Annotated in this window: 14 protein-coding genes and 1 pseudogene; 13 read left to right on the forward strand and 2 right to left on the reverse strand. The window is 72.5% G+C overall.

All coding sequences use genetic code 11. The features are described from left to right. The first annotated feature begins 146 nt into the window (after positions 1-146). The 3 genes from HCC61_RS02335 (at position 147) to HCC61_RS02345 (ending at position 2,060) form a co-directional block, all read left to right on the forward strand. Positions 147-524: a histidine triad nucleotide-binding protein gene (locus HCC61_RS02335; RefSeq protein ID WP_169133499.1), complete on the forward strand. Its 378-nt coding sequence runs from the start codon at positions 147-149 to the stop codon at positions 522-524. 136 nt (positions 525-660) lie between these two features. Then, the gene (locus HCC61_RS02340) at positions 661-1,608 is read left to right on the forward strand and encodes a ribonuclease Z (RefSeq protein WP_169133500.1); all 948 of its coding nucleotides are present in this window, start codon (positions 661-663) and stop codon (positions 1,606-1,608) included. Between the two features lie 179 nt (positions 1,609-1,787). After that, entirely contained in the window at positions 1,788-2,060 is a 273-nt protein-coding gene (locus HCC61_RS02345) for a hypothetical protein (RefSeq protein ID WP_169133501.1), read from the forward strand. Positions 2,061-2,356: 296 nt separating this feature from the next. On the opposite strand, the gene HCC61_RS02350 is transcribed toward HCC61_RS02345, so the two are convergent. Together HCC61_RS02350 and HCC61_RS02355 are read right to left on the reverse strand one after the other, a co-directional pair. Continuing rightward, on the reverse strand, positions 2,357-3,379 hold the full coding sequence (locus tag HCC61_RS02350; RefSeq protein ID WP_169133502.1) for a pyridoxal-phosphate dependent enzyme: 1,023 nt from the start codon (positions 3,377-3,379) through the stop codon (positions 2,357-2,359). A 183-nt stretch (positions 3,380-3,562) separates the two neighbouring features. After that, the gene (locus tag HCC61_RS02355; protein ID WP_169133503.1) at positions 3,563-4,411 is read right to left on the reverse strand and encodes an HAD family acid phosphatase; all 849 of its coding nucleotides are present in this window, start codon (positions 4,409-4,411) and stop codon (positions 3,563-3,565) included. A 377-nt stretch (positions 4,412-4,788) separates the two neighbouring features. Here HCC61_RS02355 and HCC61_RS02360 point away from each other — a divergent pair, with 377 nt between their 5' ends. From HCC61_RS02360 to era, 10 genes and pseudogenes are all read left to right on the forward strand, one after another. After that, positions 4,789-5,904 carry an S-(hydroxymethyl)mycothiol dehydrogenase gene (locus tag HCC61_RS02360; protein WP_169133504.1) on the forward strand — a complete coding sequence of 372 codons (1,116 nt, stop codon included), beginning with the start codon at positions 4,789-4,791 and terminating at the stop codon, positions 5,902-5,904. A gap of 1,308 nt (positions 5,905-7,212) precedes the next feature. After that, positions 7,213-8,508: a cation:proton antiporter gene (locus HCC61_RS02365; protein ID WP_169133505.1), complete on the forward strand. Its 1,296-nt coding sequence runs from the start codon at positions 7,213-7,215 to the stop codon at positions 8,506-8,508. Between the two features lie 328 nt (positions 8,509-8,836). Further along, positions 8,837-10,129, forward strand: a complete 1,293-nt coding sequence (locus HCC61_RS02370; protein ID WP_169133506.1) for a glucarate dehydratase family protein — start codon at positions 8,837-8,839, stop codon at positions 10,127-10,129. Between the two features lie 294 nt (positions 10,130-10,423). Further along, positions 10,424-11,521, forward strand: a pseudogene (locus tag HCC61_RS30440) (PfkB family carbohydrate kinase); the annotation flags it as partial. A gap of 525 nt (positions 11,522-12,046) precedes the next feature. Next, complete coding sequence (locus tag HCC61_RS02380) at positions 12,047-13,192, forward strand: PhoH family protein (RefSeq protein WP_169133507.1); 1,146 nt, start codon at positions 12,047-12,049, stop codon at positions 13,190-13,192. Positions 13,193-13,203: 11 nt separating this feature from the next. After that, positions 13,204-13,704 (forward strand): rRNA maturation RNase YbeY, encoded by a 501-nt coding sequence (ybeY, locus tag HCC61_RS02385; protein WP_169133508.1) that lies wholly within the window; start codon positions 13,204-13,206, stop codon positions 13,702-13,704. Continuing rightward, on the forward strand, positions 13,701-15,038 hold the full coding sequence (locus HCC61_RS02390) for a hemolysin family protein (RefSeq protein WP_169133509.1): 1,338 nt from the start codon (positions 13,701-13,703) through the stop codon (positions 15,036-15,038). The genes ybeY and HCC61_RS02390 overlap by 4 nt, the downstream gene beginning before the upstream one ends. Positions 15,039-15,184: 146 nt before the next feature. Continuing rightward, positions 15,185-15,550, forward strand: a complete 366-nt coding sequence (locus tag HCC61_RS02395) for an MmcQ/YjbR family DNA-binding protein (RefSeq protein ID WP_169133510.1) — start codon at positions 15,185-15,187, stop codon at positions 15,548-15,550. Positions 15,551-15,633: 83 nt separating this feature from the next. Continuing rightward, positions 15,634-15,993 (forward strand): cytidine deaminase, encoded by a 360-nt coding sequence (locus tag HCC61_RS02400; RefSeq protein ID WP_169133511.1) that lies wholly within the window; start codon positions 15,634-15,636, stop codon positions 15,991-15,993. 150 nt (positions 15,994-16,143) lie between these two features. Further along, entirely contained in the window at positions 16,144-17,142 is a 999-nt protein-coding gene (era, locus tag HCC61_RS02405) for a GTPase Era (protein ID WP_169133512.1), read from the forward strand. The last annotated feature ends 250 nt before the right edge of the window (positions 17,143-17,392 follow it).

Consider the following 17,392-nt stretch of genomic DNA (forward strand, 5'->3'; position numbering starts at 1 on the left):
GAGGCACGACTGACACGCGGCACATCGGGGGCGCCTCGCGCGGGCCGCCGGTACGGGCGGACGCGACCGGTGCGACCGGTGCGGCGGTTGCGCCGTGGGTGGTTCGGGAGGGTGCGGCGGCGGCGAGCACAGGTAGCATCCCGGGCATGGCTGGAGAACCGCAGGCCGACTGCCTGTTCTGCAAGATCGTCGCCGGTGACGTGCCGGCGACGGTGGTGCGCGAGTCGCAGGAGATCATCGCCTTCCGCGACATCAACCCGCAGGCGCCCACGCACATCCTCGTGATCCCCAAGGCGCACTACCCCGACGCCGCCGCCCTCGCCGCGGCCGAGCCGCAGCTCGCCGCGGACGTGCTGGTCGAAGCGGGCGAGGTCGCCGCCGAGGAGAACATCGCGCCCAGCGGCTCGGGGCCGGGCACCGGCTACCGCATCGTCTTCAACACCGGCTCCGGCGCGGGCCAGACGGTCTTCCACGCGCACGCGCACCTGCTGGGCGGGCGCGGTTTCAACTGGCCGCCCGGCTGAACCGCCGCCGGGAGACGTTCCCTGCCGGTCGTGCGTACCGGCTCCCCGTCCCGGGCGCAGTCCGGTGCGCAGCCCGAGTCCTCCGCCCGATTCCCCGTACAAGTCCTCCGCCCAAGTCCCCGTACAAGCGCCGCAGATGTCCTCACGTGAACTGGTCGTGCTGGGAACCGCCAGCCAGGTGCCGACCCGGCACCGCAACCACAACGGCTACGTGCTGCTCTGGGACGGCCACGGCATCCTCTTCGACCCGGGGGAGGGCACACAGCGCCAGATGCTGCGCGCGGGCGTCTCGGCGCACGACCTGACGCGGATCTGCGTCACGCACTTCCACGGAGACCACTCGCTGGGACTGGCCGGGGTCGTCCAGCGCATCAATCTGGACCGCGTGCCGCACACCGTCACCGCGCACTACCCGGCGAGCGGCGAGCACTTCTTCGAGCGGCTGCGCTACGCGACGGCGTACCGCGAGACGGCGCGGCTGCGTCCCCAACCGGTGTGCGGCACGGGCGAGTTGACGGGCGCCGGGGCCTCCGGGGGCCTGCCGCCCGCGCCCGGCGAGGCGCCCCCGCCCTTCAAGCTCTTCGCACACCGGCTGTCGCACCCCGTCGACGCGTACGGCTACCGCCTCACCGAGCCCGACTCGCGCCGGATGCTCCCCGCCCGTCTGGAGGCCCGCGGCATCCGCGGCCCCGACATCTCCCGGCTGAAGCGGGACGGTGAACTCCGCGGCGTACGGCTGGAGGAGGTCAGCGAGCCGCGACCGGGACAGTCCTTCGCGTTCGTGATGGACACCCGCATGTGCGACGGGGTCCTCGCGCTGGCGCGGGGCTGCGATCTCCTCGTCATCGAGGCCACGTTCCTGGACGAGGAGGCGGCGCTGGCGGAGGAGTACGGCCATCTCACGGCCGGGCAGGCGGGCCGCGCGGCGGCGGAGGCGGGCGTGCGCAGCCTCGTCCTCACCCACTTCTCGCAGCGATACGCGGACGCCTCGCTCTTTGCGCGGCAGGCCCGACGGGCAGGATTCGAGGGGGAGTTGACGGTCGCGGAGGACCTGATGCGCGTCCCCGTGCCGAAGCGGGCCTGACGTCGTCCCCGCGCCGACGAGGCGTGCGTGACGGTGAGTACCGCGGCGGTGCTCACGTATATCCCGGGCGGTCGCGTCAAGTTCCTTGCCGATCCCTGATAACAACTCTGCAACGCCCGGGATTTGTACGTACCTTCGGAAGCGGTGTGGGGGAGTTCCTCTCAGAACTGGAGCAGCCAATGTCCCGGAAACGCAAGAGCAGTCTGAAGGTAAAGGCCGCCGCGGGCGTCGGAGCCGCCGTGCTCGCCGTCGGGATCGCGGCCGTGACCGTCAGCACCAGCCAGGCGGCGACCGAGAACTGCGCCGGCCTCGAACAGGCCCTGAAGAACAACCAGAACTTCGTCGCCGCACAACAGGCCAACCCTGACGCCCAGTCGGAGGCGAGGATCGCCAACCGGCAGGCCGTCATCGACAACATCCAGCAGCGGCTTCAGGCGGCCGGCTGCCAGTGAGCCGACCGGGCGGCGAGGTCCTCTGAACCTTCCCGTGCAAGTCCTTCCCCGCAAGACAGACCCCCGTCCCCGGTCCCCGTGAAGAGCCCCTCGTCCCGTGGCCCCATCCCCCGATGACCAGTCCTGCGCGCCCCTCCCCGGGCGCATCCATGGGCCTCGGCGGCACAGGGCGGCTCGCCGAGAAGGAACGGCCGGCACCTCCTGCCCAGGTGCCGGCCGTTCGCGGTTCGCCGTTCGGGTTCGTTCGCGGTTCGCCTTCGTTCGCCGTTCCGCGCAAGGGAGTTGAGCGGAGCCGCTCAGCCGCCGTGGCCGTCCTCGCGCATCAGCTCCACGAAGCGCCGTATGCCGATGTTCCCGCCGGAGACGACGATCCCCACACGCCGCGGAAGCGGATCGATCCTGGCGGCGAGCAGCGCCGCCAGGCCCGTCGCGCCGCTCGGCTCGATCACGATCTTCAACCGCTCGAACGCGAGACGCATCGCCGCGCGGATATCCTCGTCGCTCACCACCTCGACGCCGGACAGCAGCCGCCTGTTGACGGAGAAGGTCAACTCGCCCGGGGTGACGGCCGCTTGGCCGTCGGCGATGGTACGCGGCACCTCGTCCAGCGAGACCCGCCCGCCCGCGGCCAGCGAACGGCGGGTGTCGTCGCCCGCCTCCGGCTCCACCCCGATGACGCGGATGTCCGGATGGAGCGCCTTGGCGGCCGTCGCCGATCCGGCGGCGAGCCCGCCGCCGCCCACCGGGACGATGAGGGCGTCCAACTCCCCTGTTTCCTCCAGCAGTTCAAGCGCCGCCGTGCCCTGTCCCGCGATGATGTGCGGATGCTCGTACGGCGGTACGAGCGCCAGCCCGCGTTCCTTCGCCAGGCGCTTCCCGATGACTTCCCGGTCCTCGGTGTAGCGGTCGTAGGTGACGATCTCGGCGCCGTAGTCCGCCGTGGCGTCCATCTTGGAGCGCGGGGTGTCCTCCGGCATCACGATGACCGCCCTGCTGCCCAGCTCGCGGGCGGCGAGCGCCACGGCCTGCGCGTGGTTGCCGGAGGAGTAGGCGGCGACGCCGTTCGCCAGCTGTGCGGGCGGCAGTTGTGAGACGGCGTTGTACGCGCCGCGGAACTTGAACGCCCCGACTCGCTGGAAGTTCTCGCACTTCAGAAAGGTCTCCGCGCCCACCAGCCGGTCCAGCGTCCGGGAACGGAGCACCGGCGTGCGGTGCGCCGCTCCCTTCAGCCGGCCGGCGGCGGCACGGATGTCCGCGAGCGTGACGGGCTCGTTGCCGGAAGCCGTCCCGGGGTCTTCCGCGCTCGGGCTGCTGCTCATGGATGCCTCGCTCCTCGCTGCTCCGGCCGGTCCGCGCGCCGCAGCCCGGACCGTTCCGCGGCCCGGCTCCGGCCGCGGACCGCGTCCGCGCCTCCTGGGAGCTACATCCTCACCTGCTTCGCCCGCGATTCCGAACGCGTTTCGGCCGTGCGGGCCGTACGGACCGTACGGGCCTCCGTTGCCTTACGGCAGGAAGTACATGGGGTTGGGCAACTTGTACGTACGTTCCGCGTGACCGCCCTTGAGATCGCTGTACTGGTCGCCGAGGTTGGCGAGGATCCTGAAGCCCATCGACTCGAAGTGCTTGCGCGTCCCCGACTTGTACTGGACCGTCGTGCAGTCCGCACCGCACTCCAGATACGGCGGCGGGTGCTCCTCGTCCTTCAGGAAGAAGTGCTTGGTGCCGACCGGGGTCTTGTAGCCGACGTTCTTGAGGTTGCGCACGCTCCAGTCGCGCTGCTTCTCGGAGCGGCCGGTGAGGAAGAAGACCGTGATGCCGCTCTTGTCCGCCCAGTTGACCAGTTTCTTCATGCCGAAGACGGCGTCCATGTCGGTGGTGCGCAGATACTCGTCCTGGAGCTTCGGGTCGAAGTTGTAGCCGATCTGCCGCTCGAAGTTGTACGTGAGCAGGGTGGTGTCGTCGACGTCGACCACGATGGCCGGCTTGTGCCCGTGCCCCGTCTTCTCGTGCTCCTTGGCCATGTCGCGCTTCAGGTCCCGCTGGGCGTCCGCCGCGATGCCGCGCACCTGCTTCGCGTAGTCGCTCTTCGGGGAGGCGTAGTGCTCGCCGTCGGGGGTCTCGACGTCCCCGTAGTAGTCGGCGATCTGCTCCTTGACCTTGTCTATGTTGGGGATCTCGCGGTCGGTGCCCGGCGCGGAGCGCTCGGCGGTGGCCTGGCCCGCGCCGAAGAGGGCGGTACCGGTGAGGACGGCCGTGACGGTGAGCGCGGCGATCGTCGCGCGGCGTCCGCGCGAGAGGGCCCAGGGGAGCGACGGCTTGCTACGTGCGCCGCTGTCTTCGGTGGACGGCATGGGGGGCTCCAGAACTCCAGGGATGTGCGCCCGCGGCGGGGCCCGGGCCTTCTTCCGGCGTGGTGCTGTTCGGCTTGGTGTAAGCCGGTGCTGTTCGGCTTGATGCGAGGGGAAGGTAGCAGAGGCCCGCCCGTGGTTCTACGCGCGGAGATGGAACTTTGCCTTGAAATTCCCTTGCCGCTTCGCCGAACGGCTGCGCCTCGCCGGTCCCTTGCGGCCCCGTCGCCGCCCCCTTGCCGGCCGTTCCGCGGGCTCCCGTGCACCTCGCCGCGCCCTGTCGCATGGTCGACGGTTCGCCTCGCGGGCGGCACAGTTGGGCGCAACCGACAATCCGTGCTCACGACGGGGCGAGCGCGGGCCGAGTACGGAGGGTCCGGATGTCACAGGAGGTGCGCGGCGTCATCGCGCCGGGCAAGGACGAACCGGTGCGCGTGGAGACCGTCGTGGTGCCCGATCCCGGCCCCGGAGAGGCCGTGGTCCAGGTGCAGGCGTGCGGCGTCTGCCACACCGATCTGCACTACAAACAGGGCGGCATCAGCGACGACTTCCCCTTCCTCCTCGGCCATGAGGCCGCGGGCGTCGTGGAGTCCGTGGGCGCCGGTACGACGGAGGTCGAGCCCGGCGACTTCGTGATCCTCAACTGGCGTGCCGTGTGCGGACAGTGCCGTGCCTGCCGCCGCGGACGCCCCTGGTACTGCTTCGACACGCACAACGCCCGGCAGCCGATGACCCTCGGTGGGGGCACCGCCCGGGCCGGAGGCTCCGGGGGAGGAACGGAACTCTCCCCGGCGCTCGGCATCGGCGCCTTCGCCGAGAAGACGCTGGTGGCCGCGGGCCAGTGCACCAAGGTCGACCCCGAGGTCTCGCCTGCCGTCGCCGGACTGCTCGGCTGCGGCGTCATGGCCGGGATCGGGGCCGCCGTCAACACCGGCCAGGTCGGGCGCGGGGACTCCGTGGCGGTCATCGGCTGCGGCGGTGTCGGGGACGCCGCGATCGTGGGCTCGCGGCTCGCCGGAGCGGCGCGCGTGATCGCCGTGGACATCGACGAACGCAAGCTGCGGCAGGCCGAGTCCATGGGCGCCACCCACACCGTCGACTCCAGCGCCACCGACCCGGTCGAGGCGATCCGCGAACTGACGGGCGGCTTCGGCGCGGACGTCGTCATCGAGGCGGTCGGCCGCCCCGAGACGTACGAACAGGCCTTCTACGCCCGCGACTTGGCGGGCACGGTCGTCCTCGTCGGCGTGCCCACGCCGGACATGCGACTCGAACTCCCGCTGCTCGACGTCTTCGGCCGCGGCGGCTCCCTCAAGTCCTCCTGGTACGGGGACTGCCTGCCGTCCCGCGACTTCCCGATGCTGATCGACCTGCACCGCCAAGGGCGGCTGGAGCTCGACAAGTTCGTCACGGAGCGGATCGCGCTGGACGAGGTGGAGCACGCCTTCGACCGCATGCACGCGGGAGACGTGCTGCGTTCGGTGGTGGTGTTCTGAGGTGACGTCGTGTGCCCGGAGAGCACGTCCGGTCCGCGGGCGGAGGGCGGTTCCTCCGCCCCGCGGGGGCCCGGCCCGTGCGCGAAACGGCCCCGGCCGCCGGGCAGTTCACGACTCGGCGACCGGGCGTTGCTCCGCGTGGCCGGGAGGTCGGGCGCCCATGACGACCCGGGGCGGCGCCGGGCCGCGACGCGGGACCGTCTGCGAGCCGGGCGGGGGCGCGGTGCGGGCCGCGCCCGGCGGCGCGATGACGAGCGCGCTGCGTCCCGTACGGCTGCGAGCGCGGTGCGGCCTGGCACCGCTCGGCCCGGCGCCACCCGGCACGTCCCGCGCCCCGCGGCGCCCGACAACGACGGCTCGGCCACGGCGGGCGCCGACCTGCACCGCGCGGGTGCGCACGCGCCCTGCCCGACCGGGGCTCCCTCGACCATGGGTCGCGGTGCCGTGGCTCCGCGCTGCGGGGCTGGGGATCCTCCGGCCGTCGGCCGCCGGGTTGTGGCCCCGCGCTGGCTGGCTGAGCTGCTCTGGCTTGGTGTCCGCGGGGCGCTTTCCGCGTTCCGTGGGCCCGGTCGCGGTCTTGGGTCGAGCCGCCGGACTGTGGCCCTGCGCCGCGCGGTTGGGGTTCCTCCGGCCGTCGATCGCCGGGCCGCGGACTCGTACCGTCCGGCCGAACTGCTCCGGCTTCGTGTCCGCACCGCCGGGCCCGGGCCTGGCAGGGCCCGCCCCGCCGAAGCGTTCCGCCGCCCTTCGCCAGCGCTTCCTTTTACCCCGGCCCTCAATTCCTTTTACCAATCGATTACCCTGGCGCGAACGATCGCCCATCGCTACGACCGGCCCTTACGCCGGTCCTCAAACCGATGTGACGGGGGCCCGAAGATGCAACCGACCCACCGCCGGTCCGCGAGTCGGCCAGTGCCCCTGTCATCCGTGCCCCGGTCGTCGCGCGTGGCCTCGTCCCGCGTGGCCTCGTCGCGCGTGCCCTCGTCGTCCGTGTCCGTGTCCGTGCCCGCCGCCCCGGCGCCGCCCGCGGCGCACCGTGCGCGCCCGCCGCACCGCCGGGCCCGTCCCTGCGGTGGCCGCCGCCGTCCGCAGCAGCGAGCGCGACGGCCGCGACGGCCACGGCGGCGGCAGCACAGACCGCTGCGCCCGCCCGCGTGCGCGCCCGTGACGCCACGCTCCGGCGTGCCGCCGCCCGCCGTGAGCCCGTCGCCACACCCGGCACCCGACCCGTATGAGACGCCGTCCCCCGGCCGTCGCGTACGGAGCCGCGCCGGACGCCGCTGCTGAACCGACCCGGAGGTCAGGCCCGTGCACGACACCACCGCCATGCTCATCGAACTCGGGGCGATCATCCTCGCCCTGGGCCTGCTGGGAAGATTCGCCGGCCGCATCGGCTTCTCGCCCATCCCGCTGTATCTGCTCGCGGGGCTCGCCTTCGGCCACGGCGGCATGCTGCCGCTCACGGCCACCGAGGAGTTCATCGCCACGGGTGCCGAGATCGGCGTCATCCTGCTGCTGCTACTGCTGGGCCTCGAATACAGCGCCTCCGATCTCGTCACCAGCCTCAAGACCCAATACCCGTCCGGCGCGGTCGACTTCGTGCTCAACGCGCTGCCCGGAGCGGTCGCCGCGCTGCTGCTGGGCTGGGGCCCGGTCGCCGCGGTGGTGCTGGCCGGGGTCACCTGGATCTCCTCGTCCGGTGTCATCGCCAAGGTCCTCGGCGACCTCGGCCGCCTCGGCAACCGCGAGACGCCGGTGATCCTCGGCGTGCTCGTCATCGAGGACCTGGCGATGGCCGTCTATCTGCCGATCCTCACCGCGATCCTCGCCGGGGCGGGCCTTGCGGGCGGTTCGCTGACGCTGCTGATCTCGCTGGGCACCGTCGGCGCCGTGCTCTACCTCGCGCTGCGGCACGGGCGTCTGATCAGCCGGGTCGTCTCGTCCGACAACGCGGAGATGCTGCTGCTGGTGGTGCTCGGCCTCACGCTGCTCATCGCGGGCATCGCCCAGGAGCTCCAGGTCTCGGCGGCCGTCGGCGCGTTCCTCGTCGGGATCGCGCTCTCCGGCGAGGTCGCCGAGGGCGCACACAATCTGCTCACGCCGCTGCGCGACCTCTTCGCCGCCGTCTTCTTCGTCTTCTTCGGCCTGTCCACCGATCCGGGCGCCATCCCGCCCGTACTGCTGCCCGCGATGATCCTCGCCGTCGTCACCGTGCTGACGAAGATCGCCACCGGCTGGTACGCGGCACACCGTGCCGGGGTCAAGCCGGCCGGGCGCTGGCGGGCGGGCGGCACGCTCGTGGCGCGCGGGGAGTTCTCCATCGTCATCGCGGGGCTGGCCGCGGGGGCCGAGCCGCGCATCGGGCCGCTGGCCACCTCGTACGTGCTCATCCTCGTCATCGTCGGCCCGCTCACCGCCCGTTGGACCGAGCCGCTCGCCCGCAGGCTCATCCGGTTCGCGTCCCGGCTCCGGGCCGGACGCGGGACGGCCGGGGCCGGAGCCGGGACGGGCGAGGCCCCCGCCTCCGGCGGTGCGGAGGGCGGTGCCGGAGAGCTGCCGGGCTCCGCGTCGAAGGAGCCGGACTCCGCCTCCACGTCACGCTGACCGCCGCTGCGGGCGGTCGGTCCGGGCGGTCGGTCCGGGCGGGTCTCCGGGGGCGGGCCGGGTCCGCCCCGGCCCCAGCCGGGCACGCGCGCATGTGACGTGCGGCCGTGCCTGTGCCGCGTCCGTGCCGCGCCTGTGCCGTGCTGTGCCGTGCATCTTCCGCGCCCGCGCGAGGTATTGACCGGCGCCGGTTCAGCTCCATAGCCTCCGTTTTCATACGTGGACAGGATCTACGTGCTGGGACATCCAGGGAGACGTGGCCGGCCGTACGGCAGCCGTGGGCTGCCCGGCGGCCGCCATGAGCCGACGGACGCGACGGGAGCCGCACATGACCGCCGACCTGACCATCACCGACGTACGGCTCACCCCCGTCCTCGTCTCCGACCCGCCGCTGCTCAACACCCAGGGCGTGCACCAGCCCTACGCGCCGCGGCTGATCGTCGAGGTCGTCACGGCGGGCGGCGGCAGCGGCTTCGGCGAGACCTACGGCGACACCAAGTACCTGGAGATAGCCCGGCCGCTGGCCGCCGCGCTGCCCGGACGCCAAGTCACGGACCTGAACGGCCTGTTCGCGCTCGCCGAGAGCGTCGCCGTCGACTCCGCACGCGTCGAGGACTCCGTCGACGTCGGCGGGCTCCGCGGCGTCCAGACCGCCGGCAAGCTGCGTCTCTCCGTCGCCTCCGCGTTCGAGGTCGCGTGCCTCGACGCCCTCGGCAAGGCCCGCGAGCTGCCCGTACACGCCCTGCTGGGGCACAAGTTGCGCGACCGCGTCGAGTACAGCGCGTACCTCTTCTACCGCTGGGAGCAGCACCCCGGCGGCGCCGGCGAACCCGACGACTGGGGCGCCGCCACCGACCCCGCGGGAGTGGTGGCACAGGCGAGCCGCTTCGCACGCGACTACGGCTTCCGCTCCTTCAAGCTCAAGGGCGGCGTGTACGAACCGGCCGAGGAGATCGCCGCCGTACGCGCGCTCGCTGGCGTCTTCCCCGGCGCGCCCCTGCGACTCGACCCCAACGGCGCCTGGTCCGTGGCGACTTCGCTGGAGGTCGCCCGCGAGCTGCGCGACGTCCTGGAGTACCTGGAGGACCCGACGAGCGGCACGCCCGGCATGGCCGAGGTCGCCGCGCAGGCCGGGGTGCCGCTGGCCACCAACATGTGCGTGACGACCTTCCCCGAGGTCCCCGAGGCGTTCACGACCGGCGCCGTCCAGGTCGTGCTCAGCGACCACCACTACTGGGGCGGTCTGCTCCGTACGCGCGAACTGGCCGCCCTGTGCCGTACGTTCGGCGTCGGCCTGTCCATGCACTCCAACACCCACCTGGGGATCTCACTCGCCGCGATGACCCACGTCGCATCCACCGTCCCCAACCTGGACTACGCCTGCGACAGCCACTACCCGTGGCAGTCCGAGGACGTGCTCACCGGCCGCCTGACGTTCCGCGACGGGTGCGTCGAGGTCCCGGACGGACCCGGGCTCGGCGTCGAAGTGGACCGCGAGCGGCTGGCCGTACTGCATCAGCGCTGGAAGGACGACGACGGCACCATGCGCGACCGCGACGACGCCGCGGCCATGCGCGAGGCCGACCCCGGCTGGGTCACCCCGGACGTCCCGCGCTGGTGACCTCGGGCCCGCGGACGCAGCACGCGGGTGGCGGGAGCGGTACGGACGGCGGGCGCGGCGGCGCGGGTTGGCCCGATGCACGGCCCGCGCGGTACACCGGAGACACCAGTCGGAGCAGCCGAGGCTGCACAGGTGCCGGAGGAGTCCACGGTGAGCACGGGCGCGGGGAACACGGGTGACACGCAGGCGGGACCGGACCCGGGCCCGGGGCCAGAACCCCGGACCGAGCCGGGGACCGAGCCGGGGAACGAACCCCGCAGCGAGCCGCGGAGCGAGACGCGTGCGCACGGCACCGTGCCCCCGCACCCGCACCCCTTCGACCCGCTCGCCGCGCTCCGCGCTCCCGGCGACCCGGCCTGCGACGTCTACCTCGCCGGCACCGTCTTCCTCGACATCGTCTTCACCGGCCTCGACTCCGCCCCCGTACGCGGCACCGAGTCCTGGGCCCGCGGCATGGGCTCGTCCCCCGGCGGCGTCGCCAACATGGCCACCGCCCTTGCCCGCCTCGGCCTGCGCACCTCACTCGCCGCGGCGTTCGGCGACGACATGTACGGCGACTACTGCCGCGAAGCCCTCGACAAGGGCGAAGGCATCGACCTCACCCTCTCCCACACCGTCCCCGGCTGGCACTCGCCGGTGACCGTCTCCATGGCGTACGAGGGCGAACGGACCATGGTCTCCCACGGCCACGAGGCGCCGCCCCGCGAGACCACCGCCGCGGGCCCGTCAACCGCCGTGGGCCCGGCCGCCTCCGCGGGCGCGTCCGCCCCGGCCGCCTCCGATATGAGCGCGGACCCCGCGGACCCCGCGGGCGGCGGCCACACCGGTACGGCCAAGGCCAACGTCCCCCTCGACCCCGAGGCCCCCGGCTGCCCGCCCCCGGCACTCGCCTGCGTCACCTCGCTGGCACCGGGCGAGAGCCAGGACTGGATCGCAGTCGCCGCCCGCCGCGGCAGCCGCGTCTTCGCCGACGTCGGCTGGGACGGCACCGGCCGCTGGGACCTGGCCGCCCTGCCCGACCTGGAGCACTGCGAGGCGTTCCTCCCCAACGCCGAGGAGGCCATGCGCTACACCGGCACCGACTGCCCGCGCGCCGCCGCACGCGCGCTCAGCGAGAAGGTGCCGCTCGCCGTCGTCACGCTCGGCGCGCAGGGAGCCGTCGCCGTGGACGGCCGTACCGGCGAGAGCGCCGAGGTTCCCGGCATCCCCGTCGACGCCCTCGACACCACGGGCGCCGGGGACGTCTTCGCCGCGGGCTTCGTCATGGGCTCCCTCGCGGGCTGGCCGCTCGCGGACCGGCTCTCCTTCGCGGGCCTCACGGCCGCCCTCTCCGTCCAGGAGTTCGGCGGCTCGCTCTCCGCTCCGGGCTGGCCCGAGATCGCGGCGTGGTGGCGCCGGGTACGCACGGGGGAGCCGGGGCCGGGGCCGGCGCCCGGCACGGCCCCCGCCCCGTATGAGGAGGCCGGACCGTACGACGTCGCCGCCCCGCACCCCGCGCACGAAGCGCACGGCTCGCACACCCCGCACGCCCGCCCGGACCTCCCGCACGTCCCGCACCCCGCGCACACCTCGTACAGGGACACCTACGCCTTCCTCGACACTGTCCTCACCGGCTGCCCCGGCCCGGCGCCCCGCCGCCGCGCACTGCCCACGCTCGGCTTCGGCCGCGGCACCGGGTCCGCATAGCGGAAAGGGCGCCGCGCAGCGGAACGGGCGTCGCGCAGCGGAACCCCGCGGCCCTCGCCCGCCCCGGCGGGCACCGCGCCGCCACGTGCCCCCAGCGAGGCAAGTGACCTGTGCCCTCACCCGGGCCCGATCCCGAAATCGCATTCTGGCTTGTCAGTGCCGCGTCGTATTCTTGGAAGCCAATCGGCAGGAGAGACAGAGAGGGATGAGGAAGGCCCGACCGGGTCACCCATGACGCAGACAACGACGAACCAGGCGGGCTCATCTCAGGCACCGCAGGCCACCGCCCGCTTCACCGTTCCGGCCAAGCACCCGATGGTGACCGTGCTGGGCTCCGGCGACTCCCTGTTGCGCGTGATCGAGCAGGCCTTCCCCGCCGCCGACATCCACGTGCGCGGCAATGAGATCAGTGCCTCCGGCGAGGCCACCGAGGTCGACCTGATCCAGCGCCTCTTCGACGAGATGATGCTGGTCCTCCGCACCGGCCAGCCCATGACGGAGGACGCCGTCGAGCGTTCCATCTCGATGCTCCGCGAGCAGCAGGACGGCGGCTCGGCCAGCGAGACCCCGGCCGAGGTGCTCACGCAGAACATCCTCTCCAACCGCGGCCGCACGATCCGCCCCAAGACGCTCAACCAGAAGCGGTACGTCGACGCGATCGACAAGCACACCGTCGTCTTCGGCATCGGCCCGGCGGGCACCGGCAAGACCTATCTCGCGATGGCCAAGGCCGTTCAGGCCCTCCAGTCCAAGCAGGTCAACCGGATCATCCTCACCAGGCCCGCGGTCGAGGCGGGCGAGCGGCTCGGCTTCCTGCCCGGCACGCTCTACGAGAAGATCGACCCGTATCTGCGCCCGCTCTACGACGCCCTGCACGACATGCTCGACCCCGACTCCATCCCGCGCCTGATGGCCGCGGGCACGATCGAGGTCGCACCGCTCGCTTACATGCGGGGCCGCACCCTGAACGACGCGTTCATCATCCTCGACGAGGCGCAGAACACGAATCCCGAGCAGATGAAGATGTTCCTCACCCGCCTCGGGTTCGACTCGAAGATCGTGATCACCGGGGACGTCACGCAGGTCGACCTGCCGGGCGGCACGAAGAGCGGACTGCGGCAGGTGCGGGAGATCCTGGACGGCGTGGACGACGTGCACTTCAGCATGCTCGACAGCTCCGACGTGGTGCGGCACAAGCTGGTCAGCCGCATCGTCGACGCGTACGAGCGCTACGACGTGCGCAACGGCGCGGAGGCCGACGGCCGCACCCCCGACGGCCGCCGCGGCTCCGGTCAGGGCGGCTCAGGCGGCTCCGGCTCCGGTTCCGGTGGCTCCGCCAACTCCGGCAGGCACGGTCACGGCCACGGAAGGCACTGAGCACGCACCCCATGACCATCGAAGTCAACAACGAATCCGGACGCACAGTCGACGAGCAGGCGCTTCTCGACATCTCCAGGTACGCCCTGAACCGGATGCGCATCCATCCCCTCGCGGAGCTCTCCGTCATCGTCGTGGACGCCGACGCCATGGAGCAGCTGCACATCCAGTGGATGGATCTGCCCGGCCCGACCGACGTGATGTCGTTCCCGATGGACGAGCTGCGCCCGCCCGTCCGGGACGAGGAGGAGCCGCCGCACGGCCTGCTCGGCGACATCGTCCTCTGCCCGGAGGTCGCCGAGCGGCAGGGCGCCGAGGCGCCCACGCGGCACTCGATGGACGAGGAGCTTCAACTGCTCACCGTGCACGGGGTGTTGCACCTGCTGGGTTACGACCATGAGGAGGCCGCCGAAAAGGCCGAGATGTTCGGTCTCCAGTCGGCGATCGTGGACGGCTGGCGCGCCGAGCGCGGTCTGACCGGGCCTTCTCCCGCCCCCACCACCGCGTCGTGACCGCCAGGCTGATCGCCGCCGCGGTCCTGCTGCTCGTCGTCGCCTGGCTGGCCGCCTGCGCCGAGGCGGGTCTCGCCCGTACGACGAGCTATCGCGCGGAGGAGGCGGTACGTCAGGGGCGGCGCGGTGCGGAGCGGCTCGCGGTGGTGGCGGCCGAGCCGACGCGTTACCTCAATCTGGCGTTGCTGGTGCGGGTTGCGGCCGAGGTGTCCTCGGGCGTGCTGGTGACGTACACGTCCCTGCGGGTGTTCGCGGAGACGTGGGAGGCGCTGGCCGTCGCGATGGGCGTGATGGTGCTGGTCAGCTATGTCGCCATCGGGGTCTCGCCGCGGACGATCGGGCGCCAGCATCCGCTGAACACGGCGACGGCGGCCTCGTACGTACTGGTTCCGCTGGTGCGCATCCTCGGCCCCGTGCCGCAGATGCTGATCCTCCTGGGCAATGCGCTCACGCCCGGAAAGGGCTTCCGCAAGGGCCCGTTCGCGAGTGAGGCGGAGTTGCGGGCGATGGTCGACCTGGCCGAGCAGGAGTCCCTGATCGAGGCCGAGGAGCGGAAGATGGTGCACTCCGTCTTCCAGCTCGGCGACACGATCGTGCGCGAAGTGATGGTCCCGCGCACGGACTTGATCACGATCGAGCGCTTCAAGACGATAAGGCAGGCGCTGACGCTGGCGCTGCGTTCCGGTTTCTCCCGCATCCCCGTCGTGGGGGAGAGCGAGGACGACATCGTCGGCATCGTGTATCTGAAGGACCTGGCTCGGCGGGTGCACATCAGCCGTGAGGCGGAGACGGAGCTGGTCTCCACGGCGATGCGTCCCGCGGCGTTCGTCCCCGACACCAAGAACGCCGGTGATCTGCTGCGGGAGATGCAGCAGGACCGCATCCATGTCGCGGTCGTGATCGACGAGTACGGCGGCACGGCCGGGATCGTCACGATCGAGGACATCCTGGAGGAGATCGTCGGGGAGATCACCGACGAGTACGACCGTGAGCTGCCGCCCGTCGAGGAGCTGGGGGAGGGCCGCTACCGGGTCACCGCGCGGCTGGACATCGGGGACCTGGGCGAGCTGTACGACCTGGTCGGTCTCGACGACGAGGACGTGGAGACGGTCGGGGGGCTCCTCGCGAAGTCGCTCGGCCGGGTGCCGATCGCGGGCGCGACGGCGACGGTCGACGTCACCGAGGACCGCTCCGACCCGGAGCTGACGGCGCTGCGGCTGACGGCGGAGGCCCCGGCGGGCCGGCGGAACAGGATCGTCACGGTGCTGGTCGAGCCGGTTCGCTCCGCCGAGGACGCCGACGAGACCTCCACGGACGAGCCGGCCACGGCGTGAGCCCGTCACCACCGCGTGAGCGTCATCACCGCGTGAGCCCGTCATCACCGGGTCGGCCCGCCACCGCGTGAGCCCGCCGGCGCGGGCGTGCGGCCGGCCGCATTCGGGCCCCTGCCCGCCGGCGATCCGCATGGGACCCTGAAGTCATGACCCCCGAGGAGTTGCGCGCCGTCTGTCTCGGGTTGAACGGCACGGTAGAGGAGCGGCCGTTCCCGCGGAATCCCGGGCTGTCCGCGTTCAAGGTCGGTGGAAAGATCTTCGCCTTCTGCTCGCTGGACGACCGTCCGCTCCGGATCAGCCTGAAGTGCGAGCCGGAGCTGGCCGTGCAGCTGAGGAACGCCCACCCGGCGATCACGCCCGGCTACCACCTCAACAAGCGGCACTGGAACACCGTCGTCGCGGACGACGGGACGCTGACCGCGCGCATGCTGCGCGACCTCGTCGAGGACTCCTACGACCTGGTCGTCGCCGGACTGCCGCGGCGGGAGCGGCACTTGCTCGACCGGCCCTGAGATCCCCGCGGGGCGTCAGCCGGGAAGCCGGCGGGCCGGTACCCCCGGCAGGGCCCGCCCGGGCGCCGCATATGCTCGGGCCCATGAGCGACCAGAGTGACCAGGCACTGGACCCCGAGGACCGCAAGCTCATCACGCTGGCGCGCAGCGCCCGCGCCCGCAACGGCGTGCCGGAGGGTGCGGCCGTACGGGACGAGACGGGACGCACGTATGTGGCGGGCTCGGTGGAGCTGGCCTCGCTGAAGCTCAGCGCACTGCGTACGGCGGTGGCGACGGCGGTCGCGTCCGGGGCGAAGTCGCTGGAGGCGGGGGCCGTGGTCACGGAGGCTGAGCTGATTCCCGCGGAGGACCTCTCCGCGGTGCACGATCTGGCGGGACAGGCGACGACGGTGCTGCTGGCGGGCCCGGACGGCGATGTGCGCGCGACGGTGGCGTCCGGCTGAGCGGCCCGGCCCCCGGCCCGGTCTCAGCCTCCGCCCCGCCTCGTCCCCGCCGCGGCCTCAACCTCCGCCCAGGGACCCACGGAAGACGCCGCGGACGTCCGTGCACGGCCCGCACGGCGGCGGTCCGGGGCACTCACCCGATCGGGGAGAATGGTCGCCATGGATGCACCTTCCCCGACTTCCGCCTCGCCCGGCCCCGCCGCGTCCGGCGCCGGCGCCGCCGAATCCGGTGAGGCGCCGCACCGCTCCGGTTTCGCGTGCTTCGTCGGCCGTCCCAACGCGGGCAAGTCGACGCTGACCAACGCGCTGGTGGGCACGAAGGTCGCGATCACCTCCAACCGCCCCCAGACCACCCGCCACACGGTCCGCGGCATCGTGCACCGTACGGACGCCCAGCTGGTGCTCGTCGACACCCCCGGTCTGCACAAGCCGCGCACGCTGCTGGGGGAGCGGCTCAACGACGTCGTGCGTACGGCGTGGGCGGAGGTCGACGTCATCGGCTTCTGTCTGCCCGCCGACGAGAAGACCGGGCCGGGCGACCGCTTCATCGCGGGCGAACTGGCCGGGCTCAAGCGCACTCCGAAGGTGGCCGTGGTCACCAAGTCCGACCTGGTCGACTCCAAGACCCTGGCGGAGCAGCTGCTCGCCGTCGACCGGCTGGGCGAGGAGTGCGGGATCGAGTGGGCGGAGATCGTGCCGGTGTCGGCCGCCGAGGACCGGCAGGTCTCGCTCCTTGCCGACCTGCTGATCCCGATGCTGCCGGAGGGGCCCGCGCTCTACCCCGACGGCGATCTGACGGACGAGCCCGAGCAGGTCATGGTCGCCGAACTCATCCGCGAGGCCGCCCTGGAGGGCGTACGGGACGAACTGCCGCACTCCATCGCGGTCGTGGTCGAGGAGATGCTGCCGCGCGAGGGCCGTCCCGCGGACCGTCCGCTGCTGGACGTCCACGCCAACATCTTCATCGAGCGCCCCAGCCAGAAGGGCATCGTGATCGGCCCGAAGGGCAAGCGGCTCAAGGACGTGGGCACGACCTCACGCCGCCATATCGAGGCGCTGCTGGGGACGCCCGTCTATCTGGATCTGCATGTGAAGGTCGCCAAGGACTGGCAGCGCGATCCCAAGCAGCTGCGCAGGCTGGGCTTCTGACCGGGACCGACCGCTGTCCTACCGCTGTACGGGCGGATCTCCGGCCCGTTCCTCCGGCCCGTTCTAGGGCCGGGTTTCGCGCTCGGGGTTCCGGCCGGATCTCCGGCGGCTGACGGCCGCGCCGTACGGCGGCCCGTACGGGCTCAGCGTGCTCCGCTGACCGGCGCGGCCGTCAACTCCCCTCCTTGAACGCCTCGTCGACGAGCTTCGACCGGGCTTCCGCGAGCCGGGGATCGGCGGGCGCGCAGGC

Origin of the sequence: Streptomyces sp. HNM0575 (assembly GCF_012726265.1) — a bacterium.
Taxonomy (GTDB): domain Bacteria; phylum Actinomycetota; class Actinomycetes; order Streptomycetales; family Streptomycetaceae; genus Streptomyces.

Excerpts from the sequence above, each read along its gene's own strand:
- HCC61_RS02335 (WP_169133499.1), top strand. The coding sequence starts at position 147 with ATGGCTGGAGAACCGCAGGCCGACTGCCTGTTCTGCAAGATCGTCGCC.
- HCC61_RS02340 (WP_169133500.1), top strand. The coding sequence starts at position 661 with ATGTCCTCACGTGAACTGGTCGTGCTGGGAACCGCCAGCCAGGTGCCG.
- HCC61_RS02345 (WP_169133501.1), top strand. The coding sequence starts at position 1,788 with ATGTCCCGGAAACGCAAGAGCAGTCTGAAGGTAAAGGCCGCCGCGGGC.
- HCC61_RS02350 (WP_169133502.1), bottom strand. The coding sequence starts at position 3,379 with ATGAGCAGCAGCCCGAGCGCGGAAGACCCCGGGACGGCTTCCGGCAAC.
- HCC61_RS02355 (WP_169133503.1), bottom strand. The coding sequence starts at position 4,411 with ATGCCGTCCACCGAAGACAGCGGCGCACGTAGCAAGCCGTCGCTCCCC.
- HCC61_RS02360 (WP_169133504.1), top strand. The coding sequence starts at position 4,789 with ATGTCACAGGAGGTGCGCGGCGTCATCGCGCCGGGCAAGGACGAACCG.
- HCC61_RS02370 (WP_169133506.1), top strand. The coding sequence starts at position 8,837 with ATGACCGCCGACCTGACCATCACCGACGTACGGCTCACCCCCGTCCTC.
- HCC61_RS02380 (WP_169133507.1), top strand. The coding sequence starts at position 12,047 with ATGACGCAGACAACGACGAACCAGGCGGGCTCATCTCAGGCACCGCAG.
- ybeY (WP_169133508.1), top strand. The coding sequence starts at position 13,204 with ATGACCATCGAAGTCAACAACGAATCCGGACGCACAGTCGACGAGCAG.
- HCC61_RS02395 (WP_169133510.1), top strand. The coding sequence starts at position 15,185 with ATGACCCCCGAGGAGTTGCGCGCCGTCTGTCTCGGGTTGAACGGCACG.
- HCC61_RS02400 (WP_169133511.1), top strand. The coding sequence starts at position 15,634 with ATGAGCGACCAGAGTGACCAGGCACTGGACCCCGAGGACCGCAAGCTC.
- era (WP_169133512.1), top strand. The coding sequence starts at position 16,144 with ATGGTCGCCATGGATGCACCTTCCCCGACTTCCGCCTCGCCCGGCCCC.